This is a genomic window from Nesterenkonia aerolata, assembly GCF_031470965.1.
Classification (GTDB): domain Bacteria; phylum Actinomycetota; class Actinomycetes; order Actinomycetales; family Micrococcaceae; genus Nesterenkonia; species Nesterenkonia aerolata.
In genome coordinates, this window is record NZ_JAVKGR010000001.1 from 490,714 (window position 1) to 508,956 (window position 18,243).

Annotated in this window: 19 protein-coding genes; 4 read left to right on the forward strand and 15 right to left on the reverse strand. The window is 63.0% G+C overall.

Features of this window, described 5'->3' with window-relative positions:
* Window positions 1–2: 2 nt before the first annotated feature.
* From RIL96_RS02215 to RIL96_RS02255, 9 genes are all read right to left on the reverse strand, one after another.
* A complete protein-coding gene (locus RIL96_RS02215; protein WP_310547356.1) occupies window positions 3–455 on the reverse strand; it encodes a DoxX family protein in 453 nt (150 codons plus the stop codon).
* A 34-nt stretch (window positions 456–489) separates the two neighbouring features.
* A complete protein-coding gene (locus RIL96_RS02220; protein ID WP_310547357.1) occupies window positions 490–1,071 on the reverse strand; it encodes an acyl-CoA thioesterase in 582 nt (193 codons plus the stop codon).
* Window positions 1,072–1,104: 33 nt separating this feature from the next.
* Entirely contained in the window at window positions 1,105–1,917 is an 813-nt protein-coding gene (locus RIL96_RS02225) for a winged helix-turn-helix transcriptional regulator (RefSeq protein WP_310547358.1), read from the reverse strand.
* Between the two features lie 193 nt (window positions 1,918–2,110).
* Complete coding sequence (locus tag RIL96_RS02230; protein ID WP_310547359.1) at window positions 2,111–3,298, reverse strand: thiolase family protein; 1,188 nt, start codon at window positions 3,296–3,298, stop codon at window positions 2,111–2,113.
* A 10-nt stretch (window positions 3,299–3,308) separates the two neighbouring features.
* Window positions 3,309–4,676, reverse strand: a complete 1,368-nt coding sequence (locus RIL96_RS02235) for an MFS transporter (RefSeq protein WP_310547360.1) — start codon at window positions 4,674–4,676, stop codon at window positions 3,309–3,311.
* A gap of 60 nt (window positions 4,677–4,736) precedes the next feature.
* Window positions 4,737–5,843, reverse strand: a complete 1,107-nt coding sequence (locus RIL96_RS02240; protein WP_310547361.1) for a phosphotransferase family protein — start codon at window positions 5,841–5,843, stop codon at window positions 4,737–4,739.
* 19 nt (window positions 5,844–5,862) lie between these two features.
* Window positions 5,863–7,104 (reverse strand): acyl-CoA dehydrogenase family protein, encoded by a 1,242-nt coding sequence (locus RIL96_RS02245; RefSeq protein ID WP_310547362.1) that lies wholly within the window; start codon window positions 7,102–7,104, stop codon window positions 5,863–5,865.
* A 46-nt stretch (window positions 7,105–7,150) separates the two neighbouring features.
* Window positions 7,151–7,927, reverse strand: a complete 777-nt coding sequence (locus RIL96_RS02250; protein WP_310547363.1) for an SDR family oxidoreductase — start codon at window positions 7,925–7,927, stop codon at window positions 7,151–7,153.
* A 12-nt stretch (window positions 7,928–7,939) separates the two neighbouring features.
* Window positions 7,940–9,607, reverse strand: coding sequence for a class I adenylate-forming enzyme family protein (locus RIL96_RS02255; protein ID WP_310547364.1), 1,668 nt, complete (start codon window positions 9,605–9,607; stop codon window positions 7,940–7,942).
* A 194-nt stretch (window positions 9,608–9,801) separates the two neighbouring features.
* Between RIL96_RS02255 and RIL96_RS02260 the strand changes: the two genes are divergently transcribed.
* Window positions 9,802–10,452: a TetR/AcrR family transcriptional regulator gene (locus RIL96_RS02260; RefSeq protein WP_310547365.1), complete on the forward strand. Its 651-nt coding sequence runs from the start codon at window positions 9,802–9,804 to the stop codon at window positions 10,450–10,452.
* A gap of 6 nt (window positions 10,453–10,458) precedes the next feature.
* Here the strand turns inward: RIL96_RS02260 and RIL96_RS02265 are convergent, their stop codons facing one another.
* Window positions 10,459–10,971 carry a DUF456 domain-containing protein gene (locus RIL96_RS02265; RefSeq protein ID WP_310547366.1) on the reverse strand — a complete coding sequence of 171 codons (513 nt, stop codon included), beginning with the start codon at window positions 10,969–10,971 and terminating at the stop codon, window positions 10,459–10,461.
* A 128-nt stretch (window positions 10,972–11,099) separates the two neighbouring features.
* Between RIL96_RS02265 and ald the strand changes: the two genes are divergently transcribed.
* Window positions 11,100–12,215: an alanine dehydrogenase gene (ald, locus tag RIL96_RS02270; protein ID WP_310547367.1), complete on the forward strand. Its 1,116-nt coding sequence runs from the start codon at window positions 11,100–11,102 to the stop codon at window positions 12,213–12,215.
* A 48-nt stretch (window positions 12,216–12,263) separates the two neighbouring features.
* Here ald and RIL96_RS02275 read toward each other — a convergent pair whose 3' ends face one another.
* The 4 genes from RIL96_RS02275 to RIL96_RS13305 all read right to left on the reverse strand — a co-directional run bounded on the left by RIL96_RS02275 (window position 12,264) and on the right by RIL96_RS13305 (window position 15,643).
* Window positions 12,264–13,061, reverse strand: a complete 798-nt coding sequence (locus tag RIL96_RS02275; RefSeq protein WP_310547441.1) for an enoyl-CoA hydratase-related protein — start codon at window positions 13,059–13,061, stop codon at window positions 12,264–12,266.
* Between the two features lie 17 nt (window positions 13,062–13,078).
* Window positions 13,079–14,185: an enoyl-CoA hydratase/isomerase family protein gene (locus tag RIL96_RS02280; protein WP_310547368.1), complete on the reverse strand. Its 1,107-nt coding sequence runs from the start codon at window positions 14,183–14,185 to the stop codon at window positions 13,079–13,081.
* Between the two features lie 197 nt (window positions 14,186–14,382).
* Window positions 14,383–15,228, reverse strand: coding sequence for an HpcH/HpaI aldolase/citrate lyase family protein (locus RIL96_RS02285; protein WP_310547369.1), 846 nt, complete (start codon window positions 15,226–15,228; stop codon window positions 14,383–14,385).
* A 10-nt stretch (window positions 15,229–15,238) separates the two neighbouring features.
* Window positions 15,239–15,643, reverse strand: coding sequence for a MerR family transcriptional regulator (locus tag RIL96_RS13305; RefSeq protein ID WP_374761821.1), 405 nt, complete (start codon window positions 15,641–15,643; stop codon window positions 15,239–15,241).
* A 37-nt stretch (window positions 15,644–15,680) separates the two neighbouring features.
* On the opposite strand from RIL96_RS13305, the gene RIL96_RS02290 reads away from it, so the two are divergent.
* Window positions 15,681–16,505, forward strand: coding sequence for an aminotransferase class IV (locus RIL96_RS02290; protein WP_310547370.1), 825 nt, complete (start codon window positions 15,681–15,683; stop codon window positions 16,503–16,505).
* Here the strand turns inward: RIL96_RS02290 and RIL96_RS02295 are convergent.
* The gene (locus tag RIL96_RS02295) at window positions 16,460–17,065 is read right to left on the reverse strand and encodes a TetR/AcrR family transcriptional regulator (protein WP_310547371.1); all 606 of its coding nucleotides are present in this window, start codon (window positions 17,063–17,065) and stop codon (window positions 16,460–16,462) included. The genes RIL96_RS02290 and RIL96_RS02295 overlap by 46 nt on opposite strands.
* A gap of 38 nt (window positions 17,066–17,103) precedes the next feature.
* Between RIL96_RS02295 and RIL96_RS02300 the strand changes: the two genes are divergently transcribed.
* Window positions 17,104–18,240: an FAD-dependent oxidoreductase gene (locus RIL96_RS02300; RefSeq protein ID WP_310547372.1), complete on the forward strand. Its 1,137-nt coding sequence runs from the start codon at window positions 17,104–17,106 to the stop codon at window positions 18,238–18,240.
* Window positions 18,241–18,243: the final 3 nt, after the last annotated feature.

Consider the following 18,243-nt stretch of genomic DNA (forward strand, 5'->3'; position numbering starts at 1 on the left):
CCTCAGCGCCGCAGGGCGCGGCGCAGCGGTGAGTCTGCGCTGATCCCCCCGGCGCCGGTGAGGACCAGGGCGATGCCGAGCAGCGTGAGCAGGGCACTGAACTCCAGCGGATTGCCGATGAGCAGCAGCATCTGATCGCGGCTGTCCTGGATGCTGATGAGGGCCGTGTCAGAGAGAAGCATCAGCACAGCACCGAGACCGGCCAGCAGCGCGAGGACCGCGGCGGCAAGGCGGGTCAGCAGCCCGAGGCAGAGCATCGCCCCGCCGACGATCTCCACATAGGGCAGGGCCGGGCCGATGTACTCGGCGAAGGGCACCCCGAGCGCGTCGATGTGGGCCTGGGAACCTTCAGTGCCGATCCAGGAGGCCTTCCGCAGCCCGGACATCAGCAGAAAGATCCCTGCGGCCAGGCGCAGTAGCAGCAGTCCCAGGTCAGCGTTGAAGGCGTTTCTCATGCCTCCACTCTATGCGCTCAGCCCGCCGAAACTCTCAGACCACACGATCGAGGATCCGCTGCGCCCACCGGTTCGGTGCCGGCCGCCGCGACGAGGGCAGGGCCGTCTCTTCCCGCCAGCGCCGGATATGCTCAGGGACTTCCAGGTCCTGCGGAACATCCCAGCCGCATTCGCGGATCAGGTTCATGATCTCGGCCACGGGCACCGGGCCCTCGGCGGCACGCAACCGGGTGGCCATATAGGCGCGTACGTAGATCTCGTCGTCGATGACCACGCGCTGCTCGAAGTACAGGGTCTTCTCATCCACCCCGAGGAACAGGGTATGGATCTCGAACTTCTGCAGCAGAGTCACCGAGCGGCGGAAGGCGATCTGCTCGGCCTGGACCACCGGCGTCCAACCACGTTTCCGGATGGGGCCGAGCAGTCCGGCGCGCTGCATGAGATCGAACCGGCCGAGGTCGAACAGGGAGAAGTACTGGCCGTTGTTGATGTGCATGGCGACGTCGATGTCCGTCGGCAACGCACGCATCGTCAGCACTGACGGTTCCCAGGGGTTCACCAGCGGGCGACGGCGGGCCAGACCGAGCACGAGCAGAGTACGGAAAAGCAGATGCATGAGGTTCAGTGTGGCATAGGTCGCACCAGTTTCCTACCGGCCAGTAGAAGTGTCGGCGTCGGCAGGCCGCAGCACATAACCGGCGCCGCGCACCGTGTGGATCATCTTCGGCATCCCCACCTCGATCTTCTTCCGCAGATAGGAGATGTAGAGCTCGACGATATTGGCCTGCCCGGCGAATTCGTACTGCCAGACCTCATGCAGGATCTCCGTCTTGGACAGCACGGTGCGGGCGTGGCGCATCAGCAGCCGCAGCAGCCGGAACTCCGTATCTGAGAGATCGATGTCCCGGCCGGCCCGGGTCACAGTGCGCGCGGCGACGTCGAGCTCAAGATCGCCGACGAGGAACCGGTCCCCCGCCTCCTCCGGCAGCGCCTCAGAGAGCAGGTGCAGACGGATGAGGGTGTCCTCGACGTCGACGGTGCCGATGGTGTGATCATCACCGGCCCGGCGTAGGTCCAGGATCTCGTGAGGTTCCGCATCGCCGTCGAACCACAGCAGCACGGCACACCCCACAGCTCCACCGCGAAGCATCCCCACCACCTGCCGCAGCTCCGGCACACGACGCCGGGCCCTCACGTCCAGGACGGCCACCCGCGGCTCCTCTGCGCTGAGCACAGCCTCCAGATGCTCCACGCCGGGGCTGTCCAGGACTTTGACGTCAAGGCTGCGCAGCCGGGCGGTGAGTTCAGACTTCGACGGTGAGGGACCGCCGCAGATCAGCACCGGAGAGCTGATGCGCAGCCCCAGCCCCTCCGGCCCACCTGCGGACACGCCGGGACCCGGCTCGGTCACAGCCGACGGCGCCGGCTGCGAGGAAGAATCCGGCTCAGGCTCGGTAGTCACACAGCTCTCCCGGTCAGACCGCCGACGGTCCGCCGCGGGGCGGTCTGTCGGATGCAAGAGGGTCGTCTACATCATCTCGCATGACAGCCGAGGTGCAACTGGAGCGCAACTGGGCACATCCACGTGAGACCCTCCAGTTCTATCGTCAAGTCTTCGCGACGGCACCACACTCATAGTTCAGCCGGAAGAAACCTCAGCCGTCGTAACGACGAAAGAGCGCCGCCAAGGCCTGTCCACCACCGATGCACATCGTCACGATTCCATGTTCATGGTTGTTGCGCTGCAACTCCATCGCCACACGCAGGCTCAGAATAGCCCCAGTCGCACCGACTGGGTGACCCAGTGCGATAGCACCTCCATAAGGATTGGTGCGCTCGCGATCTAACCCCACTTCCTCTATCACAGCAAGGGCCTGCGCTGCGAATGCTTCGTTAAGCTCGACGACTCCGATGTCGTCAGGGGTCAGTCTTGTCTGCATGAAGAGCTTCTGAAGGGCGCTGACCGGCGCATATCCCATGAGATGTGGGTCGATAGCTGTGACCGCAACTGACTCCAAGGTAGCCAAGCCGTTGAGCCCCTCTGTCTTGACGTCTGATTCGCGCTTGAGGACCACGGCTGCACCTCCGTCGTTTACTCCCGAGGAGTTTCCTGCAGTCACGGTACCTTCGGGGTCGAAGACGGGGTGCAGACCAGCCAGACGGTCCACCGTCGTATCAGCCCGAGGGTGCTCATCATCCTGCACTAAGACTGCACCCCTACCCATCTGTTCAACCGGGATGATCTCTTCTTCGAACACTTTCCGCGCGGCAGCCGTCGCCGCGCGTCTCTGGCTCTCCTCTGCAAAGGAATCCTGCTCACTACGAGCGACTCCATACTTGCGAGCGACGTTCTCAGCCGTAACGCCCATTTGTTTGCCGCTGAAGGGATCAGTCAGCATCGCTACAGTCCCATCCAGCAGCCTCCGATGACCGAGCCGACCGTTGTCCCGCGATTCGAAGTCCAGGAACGGCATCCGGCTCATGCTCTCATTCCCACCGGCGACAACTGCGTTCGTGTGACCCCAGAGCAGCTGCTGCGCACCGGACCAGATGGCCTGAAGACCGCTGCCGCAGAGTCGGTTCACATTGAATGCGGGAGTGTCGTCACCTAGGTCGGCAGCAAGCGCCACTCGGCGAGCGTTATAGGCATCAGCACCGACCTGACCGATACAGCCCATGATGACTTCGTCGACATCCTCTTCGGCGACACTCGACCTCTGGAGAGCAGCCGTGACGGCAGCAGCTCCGAGCCGATGGGCTGGAACAGACTTCAGGGCTGAACCGTAGCTTCCCACGGGGGTGCGGGCGCCGCCACAGATCACGACCTTGTCATGAGATGCCATGGGTATCTCCTCACCTCACACTGTTCAGGTCGATACCTCGGGTCTCAGGCAGCTTACGGATTGCCACCACTGTGACCAGACAGAGGACGACGATGTAGACACTGGAGAGCCAGGGCATCTCCACGCTCTGCGCGAGCTGGTTGAGATACGGGGCCGACCCGCCGAAGACAGCAACCGACAAGGAATACGCCAACCCGATATTCCGTGTGCGGAACTTCGTCGGGAAGACCTCAGACATCACGCAGGACAACAGCGCACCGGAAGCTGAGACGATCAGCAGCGCCAGAGCTGCCGCAATGAAAAGCGTCCACCCTTGATCTGTGATCATTGCCATCAGCGGAAACTGCGCGACGATCATGCCAATACCGAAGAAATAGAGAACCGGTTTGCGGCCGACCTTGTCCGACAGCCTCCCCCAGAACGGCAGAGAGATCAGAGCGATGACCTGGGCAGCTACCGTCGCCCAATAGGCGGAGCTCGGTGCCATACCCTGTTCGACGATGGCATATGTGGAGACATAGGAGCTCCATGTGTAATGGGCAGAAGTAATCCCCGCGATCATCGCAACGATGAGGACAATCGCCTTGAACTGGCTGGAGCGGCCAGTGGCAGCAACCGGAGAAGGAACATCCCCTGGCTGAGAGAAGTTCTGAGCCTGCTCTGTGTCACCGAAACTCTGCGTGTCATCCAGGCCCTCTGCTTCCTGATGCACGACTGACTCAGCCATACCACGACGCATATACAGCGCGATGATAGCCAGCCCGGCACCCATAAGGAACGGAATCCTCCAACCCCACTCCAGCACCTGTGTCTCATCAAGGAGATTAGTGATCGCACCACCCAAGGTGTAGGCGATGATAGAACCTCCGAAGATCGCGACGAAAACGATGCTTCCCCACTGGCCGCGTCGGTGGCGTGGAGCGATCTCTGCCACGTAGGAATTCGCCGTCGCAGACTCACCCCCGTGAGCAAAGCCCTGAATCATGCGGGCCACGAGCAGGCCGACTGAAGCCCACACTCCGATAGCCTCGTAGGTCGGCATGAAACCGATCATCACGGAAGCCGCCGCCATACTAAGCATCGTCGTCACGAGCACGAACTTGCGTCCCCGCCGATCCGCGATCGCCCCGAAGACGACTCCACCGAGTGGTCGCACGAGGAAACCGACCGCGAAAACTGCCAAAGTGGAGAGCAGAGCCGAGACGGGGTTGGCAGGGTTGAACATCACTTGAGCGATGAACGGAGCGAATACAGCGTAGGCACTCCACTCGAACCATTCGAGCAGCTGGCCGACGGTGCTCGCGGCCAAGGACTTTCGAGGAGCCGGCTGCTTCGGCGAATCAAGACTCCGTGGGACACGCTCACTGGTCAGCGACATGGTGTGCTTCCTTTCTCAGTCGGTCAGAAGAAGCGGCAAACTCTCCTCTCACGAGGAGGACTACCGAGTTCGCTGCAGTGCAGCTTCCAGAAGGTCAGGAACACCGCTCTCGAGGTGTCGGGAGAACTGTGCGTCATCGGCTCGCTCTCCCTTGAGCCAACGTGTATAGATGGCTTCGCAGAAGATGGCCGCTTTCCACAGAGCGAGCACTTCGTACCAATGAAGTTCGCTGAGGTCGAGAGAGGAATTCTCGGCGTAGAGCTCGATGAGTTCATCACGTGTCGGAAATCCGTGGTCTCTTGTCACAGACGTAAGCTCCATCACCGTCGACCCCGACTCACAAGTGGCGTAAGTTGCCGCGAGATAGCCGAGGTCCGCCAACGGGTCGCCCAGGGTTGCCATCTCCCAGTCCAGGACTGCCAGCACTCGGGGCTTGTCCTCCTTGGCGAACATCAGATTGCCGATGCGATAGTCCCCGTGGATGACTCCGTGACGCTGGCTCTGAGGACGGTTCTTCTCCAACCAGGTTCCGAGCTCCTCGACGATGGGCAGGTCCCGTGTCGTGTTCTGAGGCCACAGCTCCGAGAATCGTTTTACCTGACGACGTAGGTATCCATCCGGTCTTCCCAACTCTGAAATCGGAGGCTGACGTACATCGAGGGAATGCAGCTGCCCGAGAGTCTCGACGGCGCTCTTCACCAAGTGGTGGCGGTGCTCAGAGGGTTGAAAGCGTTCGGGAAGCACTGACGTGACGACGTCACCGTCCAGGTAATCCATAACGTAGAAGGGAACACCAAGTACGGCTGTGTCGGTCTCAACGCATCTGAGGTTCGGCACCGGAAACCCGGCCCCAGCCAGGGCCGTCTGTACTCTCGCTTCACGAACCATGTCGTGTGTCGACTTCGGCAACGGCGGCCGCGGTCCGCGCCGTAGAACGACATCTGCGCCCTCGCGACGCACACGAAACGTGACATTCGACTGCCCAGCACCGATACGTTCAATCTCCATCGGCCCGGACCCGACCCCCTCTGTATCGAGGTAGGAACGCAAATTCTCCTCGATGATCAGAGGGGGCATGGACAACGCCGATGCCTGTTCCTCCGTCGCCACCACGTCCTGTGCTGCGACGATTTCATCCGATGTCGAATAATTGATGTGAGTTGTCATAGCTTCTCCGCAGTCGTGCTCAGCCGGTCCGGTCAGGGGTGCGTTCGGTCAGCTGACGCTGCCTGCGCCGTGAGGCTCGGCGGGCGATCGCCCACTTGTGAGTCTCGGTGGAACCGTCATAGATCCGGAAGGGCCGCACTTCATTCAGGTATTGGGCCAGTGGCAGCTCGTCAGATACGCCGTCCCCGCCGCACAGCTGGATAGCTCGGTCGATGACTCGGTAGACGGCCTCCGAGCAGTGGACTTTGGCGATGGATGAGAGCCGAGTTCCTTCACGGAAGTCCTCATCCAGGAGCACGGCTGTTCGACGAATGATCGATCGACTGGTTTCGATATCGATCTCGGACTGCGCAATGAGTTCCTGAGCGATACCGTGCTCTTCGAGCAAATGACCGAAGAGGCGCCGTTCATGACCCCGATCCAGCGCTATGTCCTGAGCTCGATGGGCGAGACCCAGCCAGCGCATGCAGTGGGTCAGGCGTGCAGGACCAAGACGCACCTGCGCGTACTCCAGCCCTCGATGGGGCTCTCCCAGTACGGCGTCGTCATCCACTTCAACGTTGTTGAGCTCGACGTAGGGGTGGCCTCCATCGATGACGCGATCGATGGTGTGGATCTGCCTGGTGATCTTCACCCCGGGGGCACTCATAGGAATCAGGAACATCGTTGCCTGCCCCTCGTCCCCAGTGCGTGCCATCGCGATCATGAATGCGGCAAGGTTCGCGCCGGAGGAAAACCGCTTCTCACCATTGATGACCCACCCCGTTTCAGTCTTGCGAGCTTCGGTCCGAATCTGTGACGGATCAGAGCCGGCCCCGGGATGAGGCTCCGTCATACCGAAGCAGGAAGAGACGTCCCCTTGCGCGAGGGGGCGTAGGAACTGTTCTGACTGTTCAGGTGTCGCAATCTGTTCGAGCATGTGCATGTTTCCCTCATCAGGTGCCATGCAGTTCAAGACGAGTGGACCGATGGGAGAGTATCCAGCGGCTTCGAAGACCTCCGGCCATTGAGCGACGGGGAGGCCGAGCCCTCCCCACCTACGTGCCACATGGGGAGCAAAGACACCAGCTTCCTTGGCCTGAGCCCGCAGGTCATCCCGAACTTCCAAGTCCAGATACTCACCCGGCGCTGGTTCAGCCGGTATGACGACGCGCCTGACGAAATCTCCGACCCTTCCCAGGAGATCATCAAACTCAGTGCGCGGTAGCAGTTCCCTAGGAGACTCGTGCCCTGTTGTCTCCCGTGTTCGCCATGCATTCATCAGAAACTCCAAACGATTGAGGTAATCCGAAAGAGGAAAAACGCACTCAGGCAGTTCCGCCAGCGGCGGTGAGACCCCCGTCGAGAGTCATGACCTCAGCTGTGATCCAGGACGACTCGTCCGTGGCGAGGAACGCCGCCACCGCGCCGATATCCTCAGCAACACCGAGACGCTTCAGGGGATAGTCCTGAGCGACATCCTCTTCCCTGCCCTGATAGAGAGCTTCAGAAAATTGTGTCTTCACAACTGCGGGGGCAATAGCATTAACTCGGATCTCAGGAGCAAGCTCCACAGCGAGAGTTCGTGCCAGGTGGGACACTGCGGCTTTAGAGATTCCGTAGAGCCCGATATTCGGTGCTGGTGTCACTCCGGTCACAGATGAGAGGAAGATGATCCGACCGCGATGTTCACGGAATCGCAGACTGTCGTGAGCGACGATCTTCTGCACCCAACTGAGTCCGGCGAACACGTTGACGTTGAAGACCTTGCGTGCGGCATCCAGGTCAAGCTCGCTCAAGGGACCATACACAGGGTTGATACCCGCGTTGTTGACCAGCACATCCAGTCTTCCGAACGTTCCAGCGATAGCGTCGAGGACCTCATCCTGATGAACAGGGTCGTCGGCTCGACCGGCAATTCCCAGGGCGCTGCCTTGCGGCAACTGGCGCAGGGCATCATCCAGCCCTTCTTGCTTCCGAGCCGTCAAGACGACGCGAGCGCCTCTCTCCACTAGCGCCTCCGCAATCCCCAAACCGATGCCTCGGCTTCCACCAGTGACCAATGCCACCTGGCCTTTGAGCGAACTCTTGTTGTGATGCTCCATCAATGGACCCTCCTAGCCCTCAGCTGTGACGTTGGCAGCTGCGTCTCGCAGAACACGACGCTGGATCTTCCCAGTCGGTGTCTTCGGCAGTTCGTCGATCAGGTAGATGTCTTTGGGAACCTTGAACCGGGCCATTCGCTGTTTGACCAGTCCCCCGATGTCCTCGGCATTCACCTCCGCCCCGGATTGCAGCGACACGAATGCCGTCACCCGCTCCCCCGCATAAGAATCAGGCAGGCCGACAACAGCAACCTCGCTGACACCCGGGTGTTCATAGATGACGTCCTCTACTTCCCTCGGCCACACTTTGTAACCGGAGACATTGATCTGGTCCTTCTGCCGATCGACTAGATAGATCCAGCCGGCGAGGTCCATGACGGCCACATCACCGGTGTGCAGCCATCCCTCGCGAATAGTCGCAGCAGTGTCATCCGGTTTGTTCAGATACTCCGCAGTGCACTGAGGCCCCTTCAGGACGAGCTCTCCCATCACACCGGGCTCGACAGCCTTTCCTTCGATGTCCACGACTCTCGCGTCCATCCCCGGAAGCGGCACACCGATCGCCAAGGTTCCGGTCGATGAATCCACCGGTGCTCGCTGGCCTAACGGCACGGCAACGACAGCTGACGCAGTCTCAGTCATCCCGTAGATGTTGTGGATGTAGTGGCCGAAGCGATACTCGAACTTCTCAACTGTCGCGGGCGGCACGGGTGCACCCCCGGAGTAGACCGTCTTGAGGTGAGCTAGGTCGTCACGAGTCAGACCCTCGTAGTCAAGCAAGGCGTTGTAGACGGTGATCGAGCCGAGAAGATGCCGGACGTCATGCTGCCGAATTGCCTCGACCATGGCAGCTGGCCGCGTGCGCCCGACGAAGATCAGGTCTGCCCGCGCAACCGTGAGCGCTGTAGCAGCCGTCGCCACGGCGCCCGTGATGTGAAATAGCGGCGCGACAGCGAGTACCCCGTCACCCGGCCTCAGGTCCAGCCACTGCTGAACTCCGAGACCGACACTCAACAAGTTCCGATGGGTTCCGACGGCCCCCTTCGGCGGCCCCGTTGTTCCCGAGGTGTAAGTCAGCAGTGCAGGATGTTCCGGAGAAGGGACGAACGAGGACACCGTGCGGCCAATATGCGCGGCCACTGCCCTTCCAAGCCCCAAGCCGTCATCCGCTTCACACACTGAAGATGCCGATGACAGGGCTTCGAGATCATCGTCATCCGTCGTCATGACCCAGGGCGTGTGACCGGGCAGTTCGAGCCCATCGATCACCCGGGCATCAACCTCAGAGGTGACCAGGCCAACCGGCCGAGCATCGCTCAGGATTGTCGTCAGCTCACGAGTCCCATACATCGTGTTGAGGATTAGAGGTACTGCTCCGAGCTTCCAAAGCGCGACCATGCACCATGCGAACTGCGGGACGTTCTGCAACTGAACGCCGACCTTGTCACCGGCCTTGACGCCCTTCTCCTCAAAGAAGCTGGCCGTCGCATCGCTCAGCTCATCGACACGCGAGACTGTCCAAGACTCGTTGAAGTAGCGCATCGCGATGGCGTCTGGGTTTTCTGCGACACGCTTGCGCCACTCCGATACCAAAGTGCACGTCGCTCCCAGACGTCGCTCCAAGTCCGGATCCACGTGCGCGGGGTACAGAGAAACCCAGCACTGATGCTGATCGTTCACGACGGAAGCACCTCCAGACGCTTTCGCACTGACCGGTGGATATACATCTCCACCAACTGACCGAGCGATCGCTCGGTTGGCAGTTAATGTAACCCGAGTCACATTCAATGGGCAAGTGTCATGTGCGAGACTCAGGGTGATTCGAGCGCGGCCGACCAGCTGCGGAACGTCGTCCAGCCACGGAGGTAGCCTGCATGCGGTTCCCACGAGTACTGCCGGACGAACTACCACTCGGACCTATTGCAGGAGCAGCTCTCCGCTGTTTCGCCATCAACGGCTACCACGGAACGACGATCCGTCAGATCGCCGCCGAGGCCGGGTTATCGGTTGCGGGCGTGTATCACCATTTCGGCTCCAAACAGGCAATCCTGGTGTCGCTGTGTGAGGTCGCGATGCAGGAGCTGATCAGAGCTTCAGAAGAGGCGGTCGCAGCCGCCGGCGCCGATATCCTCGACCGCTTCGATGCACTCGTCGAGTGCTTAGTCGAGTTCCACGCCGATTTCTCGGCCGTCGCTTTCGTGACCTTCAGTGAGATCCGCTCACTGGAAGGTGCTGCCCAGGAGAACCACTTGGCCTCACGCCGCAGAGAGCAAGAGATCATCACCGGACTGGTTGAAGAAGGCGTAGGTGCCGGGGTCTTCACCACTGATCAACCGCGTCACGTGGCCCGTGCGATCTCCAGTATCTGCATCGGTATCTCACAGTGGTACCGACCCCATCAGGGGATCGGCTTGGACAGGCTGACCGAAATACATGTCGATATCTGTCGATCAACGGCTGGGATCGTCGATGTGAGCCGCCGACATGAAACTGCTGCCTCCGAAGGCGATACCGCGCTGATCTGACTCACCTCATCCAAGATGGTGGATCAGCGCGCCGATCACGAAACAGGAGACCGCGGCACCGGCCATGCCGAACTCCACCAAGATGCCCAGGCCGATGGCACGCAGCGCGCTAAGGCTCGCACCCAGTGCGGCCTGCACATCACGGCCACGGCGCAGGTATTCTGCGCCGAAGAGCCCCAGGGCGAAGCCCAGGAACAGGCCCAGCGGCGGCATGGCCACCATGCCCACCAGTGCTGCGGCGATGGCGATGAGCACCGGCCCTCGTGGGATTTTCTCGCGGCGCAGCACACGCCCGGTGAGCACAGTGGCCGCGCTCCAGCCCAGCAGGGCCAGGATTATGCCGATGATCGCCACGGTCCAGGCCGGCGTCGAGCCGAGCAGCAGCGCCCAGACGGCCAGGGTGATCACGATGAGCAGCGAACCGGGCAGCACCGGCAGGATCACACCGGCGGCACCGACGATCAGCAGCACCAGTGCGATGCCTGTCGTCAAGCCCTCGGCCACGGGAGAATCGACCATGGACACAGCGTGTCACACCGGAGGCACCTCCCGGTGTTGGCATCCTGCGCTCCACCTGCATAGCCTGAGAGCAGGTCGTCGTATCCACGGGGATCTGCTCACGTTTTTTCATCAAATAGGAGGAATCGATGCGGATCGGCGTCCCGACCGAGGTCAAGAACAACGAATTCCGAGTGGCACTGACCCCCGCGGGGGCGACGGATCTCACCGGCAAGGGGCACCGGGTGCTGATCCAGGCCGGAGCCGGCGAGGGTTCCGGCATCACCGATGAGGCCTACCGGCAGGCCGGTGCGGAGATCACCGCCACGGCCGATGAGGTGTGGGAGCAGGCCGAGCTCGTCCTGAAGGTCAAAGAACCCCAGGCCGAGGAGTTCCCGAAGATGCGCGAGGGCCAGGTCCTGTTCACCTACCTGCACCTGGCTGCGGAACCCGAGGTCGCCGCGGCGCTGAAGGAACGCGGCGTCACCGCCATCGCCTATGAGACGGTCACCGGGCCCAAGGGGCTTCCCCTGTTGGCACCGATGAGTGAGGTAGCCGGCCGTCTGGCCCCGCAGGTGGGTGCCTATCACCTCATGCACTCCCAGGGCGGCCCGGGCATCCTCATGGGCGGTGTGCCCGGATCACGTCCGGCGAAGGTCGTCGTCATCGGAGGCGGCAAGGCCGGCGAGCAGGCGGCACTCATCGCCATGGGCATGGGCGCCGACGTCACCATCATCGACCTCAACCTCGACCGGCTGCGTGAGCTGTCCTCGCTGTCAGCACGGAGCCTGACCACATTGGCCTCGAACACGCAGACCATCGCCGAGCAGGTCGCCTCGGCGGATCTGGTGATCGGTTCAGTGCTGGTGCCCGGGGCCAATGCGCCGAAGCTGGTCACCCGGGCGATGGCCTCACGGATGCGCCCCGGCGCGGTGCTGGTCGACATCGCCATCGACCAGGGCGGCTGCTTCGAAGGCTCCCGGCCGACCACCCACGCGGAGCCGACCTTCACCATCGGCGAGCAGATCTACTACTGCGTGGCGAATATGCCCGGTGCCGTGCCGGAGACCTCAACCTCGGCGCTGACCAACGCCACCCTGCGCTACATCTTCGCCCTGGCGGACAAGGGGTGGAAGCAGGCCCTGCGCGACGACGCGCACTTGGCCGCAGGGCTCAACGTCCACGCCGGCCGGGTGACCCACGCACCGGTGGCCCAGGCGCTCGGCGAGGAGGTCGCCGCGCTGGAAGAGGTCCTCGCCGAGTGAACGCCGCTGCGCTGATTCAGGTATGACTCTGATTGAGTCATACCTGAATCAGCGGCGTTGCCACTGCGGGCTGCGTTTCTCGGAGAAGGCTGACATGCCTTCCTTCTGATCCGCCGTGGCGAACAGCGAGTGGAACACCCGGCGCTCGTGGACCAGGCCGTGCTGCAGCGGCGTCTCGAAGGCCGCGGCTACGACCTCTTTGGCCATCTGCGCGGCCGGCTTGGACTTCGCGGCGATCTCCGCGGCCACTGTGGCAGCGGTGTCTTCAAGCTCCTCGTCGGCCACCACTCGGGAGACCAGGCCGATGCGTTCGGCTTCAGCCGCACCGATATGACGCCCGGTGAGGATCATGTCCATCGCCTTGGCCTTGCCCACTGAGCGGGTCAGCCGCTGGGAGCCACCCATCCCGGGGATGACGCCGAGGTTGATCTCTGGCTGACCGAACTTCGCCCCTTCACCGGTGATGAGCACATCGGCCATCATGGCCAGCTCGCAGCCGCCTCCGAGGGCGTAGCCGGAGACTCCGGCGATGACCGGGGTGCGCAGCCGGGCGAAGTCCTCCCAGCGGCGGAACCAGTCGGCCGAGTACATCTCCGCGAGTCCCTTCGAGGACATCTCCTTGATGTCGGCGCCGGCGGCGAAGGCCTTGGCCGAGCCGACCAGCAGGATCGCCCCGACCTCGTCATCGGCGTCGAGTGCGGTCGCCACGGCGACCACCTCGTCCATCGTCTCCTCGTTCAGGGCGTTGAGAGCCTTCGGTCGGTTCAGTCGGATCGTGCCGACACGGTCTGCCACGGAGACCTCGATCGTGGACCAGTCACCGGCGGCGGCGTCGGCGGCGGTCATCTGCTCTGCCATAGGGGTCACTCCTCGTCGAAGGTCAGGGTCTTGCCGGGTGCGGGGGTGAAGAGACGAGCGACGACGGCGTCGTCCACCTCCTCGAGTGTGGCCGGTGTCCACTTCGGGCTGCGGTCCTTATCCACCAACTGCGCGCGGATCCCCTCGCGGAAGTCCCGGGAACGCATGATGTTCACCCCGAGGGTGTAGTCGCGGCGCAGCACGTCCTCGAGGCTCTGTCCTTGAGCCTCACGCAACGAGCGCAGGGTGACCTTCAGCGAGGTCGGCGATTTGCTGCGCAGGGTGCTCGCCGCCTCGCCGGCCTCCGGGTGCTCGGCGGCTAGGGCATCGAGCCGACTGAGGATCTCTTCTACGGTGTCCGCAGAGTAGGCCTCGGCGATCCACGCCGATTCCGCCAGGGCCGACGCGCCGGGCGCAGAACGCATCTCGGGCAGCACCTCATCCACCGGCCGACGGGTGACCTCAGCGATGAAGGATTCCAGCTGCGCGGACTCCAGGTAGGCATCGGCCATCCCCAGGTGCAGCACATCAGCGGCACCGAGGTGGGCACCGGTCATCCCGGCGTGCAGCCCGGTGCCCAGCGGTGCCGCGCTGAGCAGATGCGCCCCGCCGACGTCGGGGGTGAAGCCGATCGTGGTCTCCGGCATTCCCGCTTTGGTCCGTTCGGTGACGATGCGGTGAGAGCCGTGGGCGGAGATGCCGATGCCCCCACCGAGCACCACCCCGTCCATCAGCGCGATGTAGGGTTTGGGATAGCGGGCGATGAGCTGGTTCATCCGGTACTCGACGCGCCAGAACTCCTCGGACTCGTACTCTGCCTGGAAGCCGGGTGTGCCGTCCGGGAAGAGGCCACCGCCGTCGTCGATGTCCGAGGTGATCTCGCGGTAGATGCCGACCACGTCTCCTCCGGCACAGAGCCCGCGGTCCCCGGCGCCACGAACCAGGACCTGGGCGACGTCGTCGTCATCGGCCCAGTCCTGCAGCTGGATGAGCACTGATTCGCACATCAGTTTGGTCAGCGCGTTGAGTGCCTTGGGCCGGTTGAGCGTGATGATGCCGAGATGGCCGCGCACCTCGAACGCCACATCGCCGGTGTAGGTTTCCCTGCCCATCTGGCCTCCTCGCCGTGATTCGCTGCGCGTCTTTGCGCAGCGGGTGATCGGGGTGATCATGATTGTGTGCCCGGACACAGGCCCGGGCCTCGAATCAATCTACCTGGCGGGGTGACCCCGTTCAACGGAGGGCCTCTGCGGACTCTGCGGCGAGGCCCGACATGTCACACCTGCTGCGCGTGAGGAGATGCCCCAGGTCAGGCGTTCCAGAGCCCGTAGGAGTCTGCCAGCGAGGCGATCTTGCGCGCGCGGGCCAGGCGGGGAAGGTAGGAGCCGTCACCGATGGAGGCGCCCTTCTCGTGGGCATCGATGAGCTCCCGGGCCCAGCTCAGCTCCTCATCGGAGGGCGAGAGACCCCGGTTGACGCTGTCCACCTGGGCCCGGTTGAGCGAGAGTTTGCCCGTCATCCCCATCGACTGGGTGACCCGGCAGGCCTCGGCGATCGCCTCCTCGTCGGCATCAGCGGCAGTGGGACCGTCAATGGCGCCGGGCAGTCCGCCCACACGGGAGGCGATGGCGAGCTTGGACCGGGCGTAGGCCAGAGCGGTGGGATCATCGGAGACGCCGACGTCCTTGCGGAAATCGTTGGTGCCGAAGGCCAGGCGGAAGGTCCCCGGCGCAGACGCCACGGCAGTGGCCTGTTCGACGCCGACGGCGGACTCGATGAGCGCGATCACCGGGGTGCCCGCACGCAGCCGCATGGCCGTATAGGTGACCTGCTCAGGAGCTTCAGTCTCTGCGAGCATGACCCCTCGGAGTCCGCGGACCCCGGAGAGCGCGGAGACGTCATCCTCCCAGTGCTCAGAGGTCGTGGCACTGATCCGCACCCAGGCGGTCATCCCGTCGTTGAGTGCCGCGACGACGGATTCACGGGCAGAGGATTTGGCGTCCTCCGGAACGGAGGCTTCGAGGTCGAAGATCACCGAATCGGCTTCGCTGGCGAGCCCCGGGGCGAAATCCTCCTGCTGGGCGGCGTTGATCAGCAGCCATGAGCGGGAGAGCTTGGCAGGCAGTGCGGCGGCGCGATGGTTCCGGATCGGCATGGACCCCAGCCTATCGCTCCTGCGTGGCGCCGCCAGGAGGGCGCGGGGCCGACGAATCGATGAGACCTTGAAGCGCGTCTCGAGTACTGATCAACTCAGCAATTCGGGAATCATGATCGCGTAAGTGCTCCATCAGCAGGGGGACCGCGCACGGTTCCAGACGAGCTGGATCGTGGATACAGTCGAGCAGTTCACTGATCGTCCTCAGGGGCAGTCCCGCACCGAGCAACATTCTGATGTGGCGAACCTGGTCGACGACGATGGGGTCAAACAATCGCTGCCCCGACACCGACCGCTGGGCGTCGATAAGTCCCTGATTCTCGTAATGCCGGAGCATCCGAGGGCTCGCACCGGTGCGCTCGGCCAAATCACCAACCCGCAGGAACTGCCGCTCACTCCGACTTGCCTGTGCCACTAATGTCAACCCCTACGGTCGTTTCATGACCTTTCAGATGACTCACCTTAATGGTAAGCCGGCGCACACCTCAGACCTGGCTCCCCTGGCTTTCGCCGGATACGCGCACTTCACCGCAATGCAGATACGTCAGAGCAGCGTCCGCGGCCTCGATCTGCACCTCGCGCGACTGCGTCACGCCAGCGACCAACTCTTCGGACAGCACCTTAGCGATGAGCAGGTCACCGACTACCTCCGCACTGCAGTGGCAGCCTCCGAGGCTGCGGATGCCTCAGTCACCTGCTACATCACTTCCCGGCCAGGTGAATTCGCCCCCGCCGACGAGTCCCTGGAGCTCGATATACTCGTCAAGATCACCGACCCGGTGCAGGCACCGAGCAGTCCCCTCTCACTCGACGTCGTCCGGCATGAACGCCACCTTCCGCGGATCAAACATGTCGGCGAAGTCAGTAAGACACTTCTCCTGCGTCAGGCGAACTCGCGCGGGTTCGACGACGCCGTGTTCGAAGACCATCACGGGCGACTGAGCGAGGCGACGATCTGGAATCTTGCGTTCTGGGACGGCGACACCGTGATCTGGCCAGAGGCTGAATATCTCCCCGGCGTGACCAAGCAGATCCTCGTCCGCCGTCTGCGAGACATGGGCGTGCCGCAGACAAGCCGAGCTGTCTACGCGGCAGAGATCGGTGATCAACTATCGGCTGTGGTGATGAACTCCTGGACACCAGCGATCCCTGTGTCCATGATCGCGCATCACTCGATGGTCCTTGATACGGCCTTCTACCAGCTCTTACACAAGGCATACTCCGCAGAGCCTCAGGCCCGGCTGGCAGGTCCTGGGTCTGAAATACCGTCAAGATAAGCGCGGATGATCGCCTGAGCGTCAACGCTGGTGTCGCGCACTGAGAGCTGCATCAGCAAACTGTCGATCAGGGCTATCAGATCAGGCGCATGCTGAGCTGGCCTCGGGGTGCCAAGCCGGGTGAGCAGTTCCTCGGCTGCCCTGGTCAGGCGAAGCCGAAGTGGCGGGTCACCGGCCAGCGCATCGAGCATTTCCGGATCATTCCGGTATTCAATGTGCAGCGCGATCCGCGCCCGGTGCTCGTCGGCCCGGTCGAGGGCAGCCCGCAGGCCCTGGGCGATCAGCCTGGCCGCTTCCGGTGAGGTGAGCCGGGCAGGGATGGTGAGACGTTCCGTGTCTAGGGTGGTGTGCGTGGCGAGTCGGTGCACGATGAGCTTCACCAGCTCATACCGGGTTCTCGCGTAATAGGACGTCGAGCCGACCGGGAGACCGAGTTCGGCATCAATCGCACGGTGACTGAGTGACCGGACGCCGCGCGCGGCAATGAGACGAATACCCGCCTCGGCGATATCTGCCCGCCGATCCGTTCTTGCTGCATGCCCCGGCACGGCTACAATCATACGAGGACTCTACTTTTGTAGAGGATGAGGAGCACGGCATGCGCATTGCAGTGATCGGTGCGGGTATCGCAGGCCTGAGCGTTGCGGCCGGGCTTCAGCGTGACGGATACGACGTCACGGTCTTTGAGCAGCGGCCGGAACCCAGTCCCGTCGGCGCAGGGCTGACACTCTTCCGCAATGCATGTGATGCTCTGGACATGATGGGCCTCGGCGATTCCGTCAGGGCAGTATCGGGCACAGATATCGCCTCGATGCGTACTGGGCAGCGGGACCCGGCCGGGTCATGGTTGATCGCTGTCCCACCCAGCACGGTGGCCTCGATGCGGAGCGTACATCGTTCTGAGCTCCATCACACGCTCAGCTCACACCTGTTTCCCGGCACCGTGCACGCTGGACAGACAGCCCGGGTCGCTGCGGACGGCACTCCGCGTGTCACTATCGGAGAGCGCGCCGAGGAGTTCGACCTTGTCGTCGTCGCCGACGGTATTCGCAGCACGAACCGCAAAGTCCTCGGCTTGGACACCGGACTGCGGTACGCGGGCTACACGGCGTGGCGCGGCGTCACACACCGCCCCGTCAATATCGGCGGCGAGGCCGGCGAAACATGGGGCCGTGGACAACTCTTCGGAATCGTGCCCCTCCCAGATCATCGGGTCTACTGGTATGCCACGGCGAACCTTCCGGCAGGCACGGACTTTCCGGACGAACACCAGGCTGTACGTGACCGATTCGCACAGTGGCATGCGCCGATCCAGGAGTGCCTCGCCGCTACCCCGAGGGCCGCGGTGCTGCGACATGACGTCTACGACCTCTCGAGACCGCTCGAGACATTCACTCGAGGCCGGACAGTTCTGATCGGCGATGCAGCCCATGCCATGACGCCGAATCTCGGACAAGGTGCGGGGCAAGGCATCGAGGACGCAGCCACACTGACGCTCCTTCTCCGGGATGTGGATACAAGCGAATTGGATAGGGCGCTGACTTCGTACTCCGACCTGCGCCTTAACCGCACCTCCACGATCCTGCATCGCTCACGTACCGCCGGTCGCGTTGCTCAAGCCGCACACCCGGTCACCGTCAGCCTCCGCAATACCGTCCTACGCCTGATACCGGGGCGCCTCATGGGAGCGATGAGCCAGCGCATCCAGCACCGGCCCTGCCCCGGCCCCCGTTGAGGC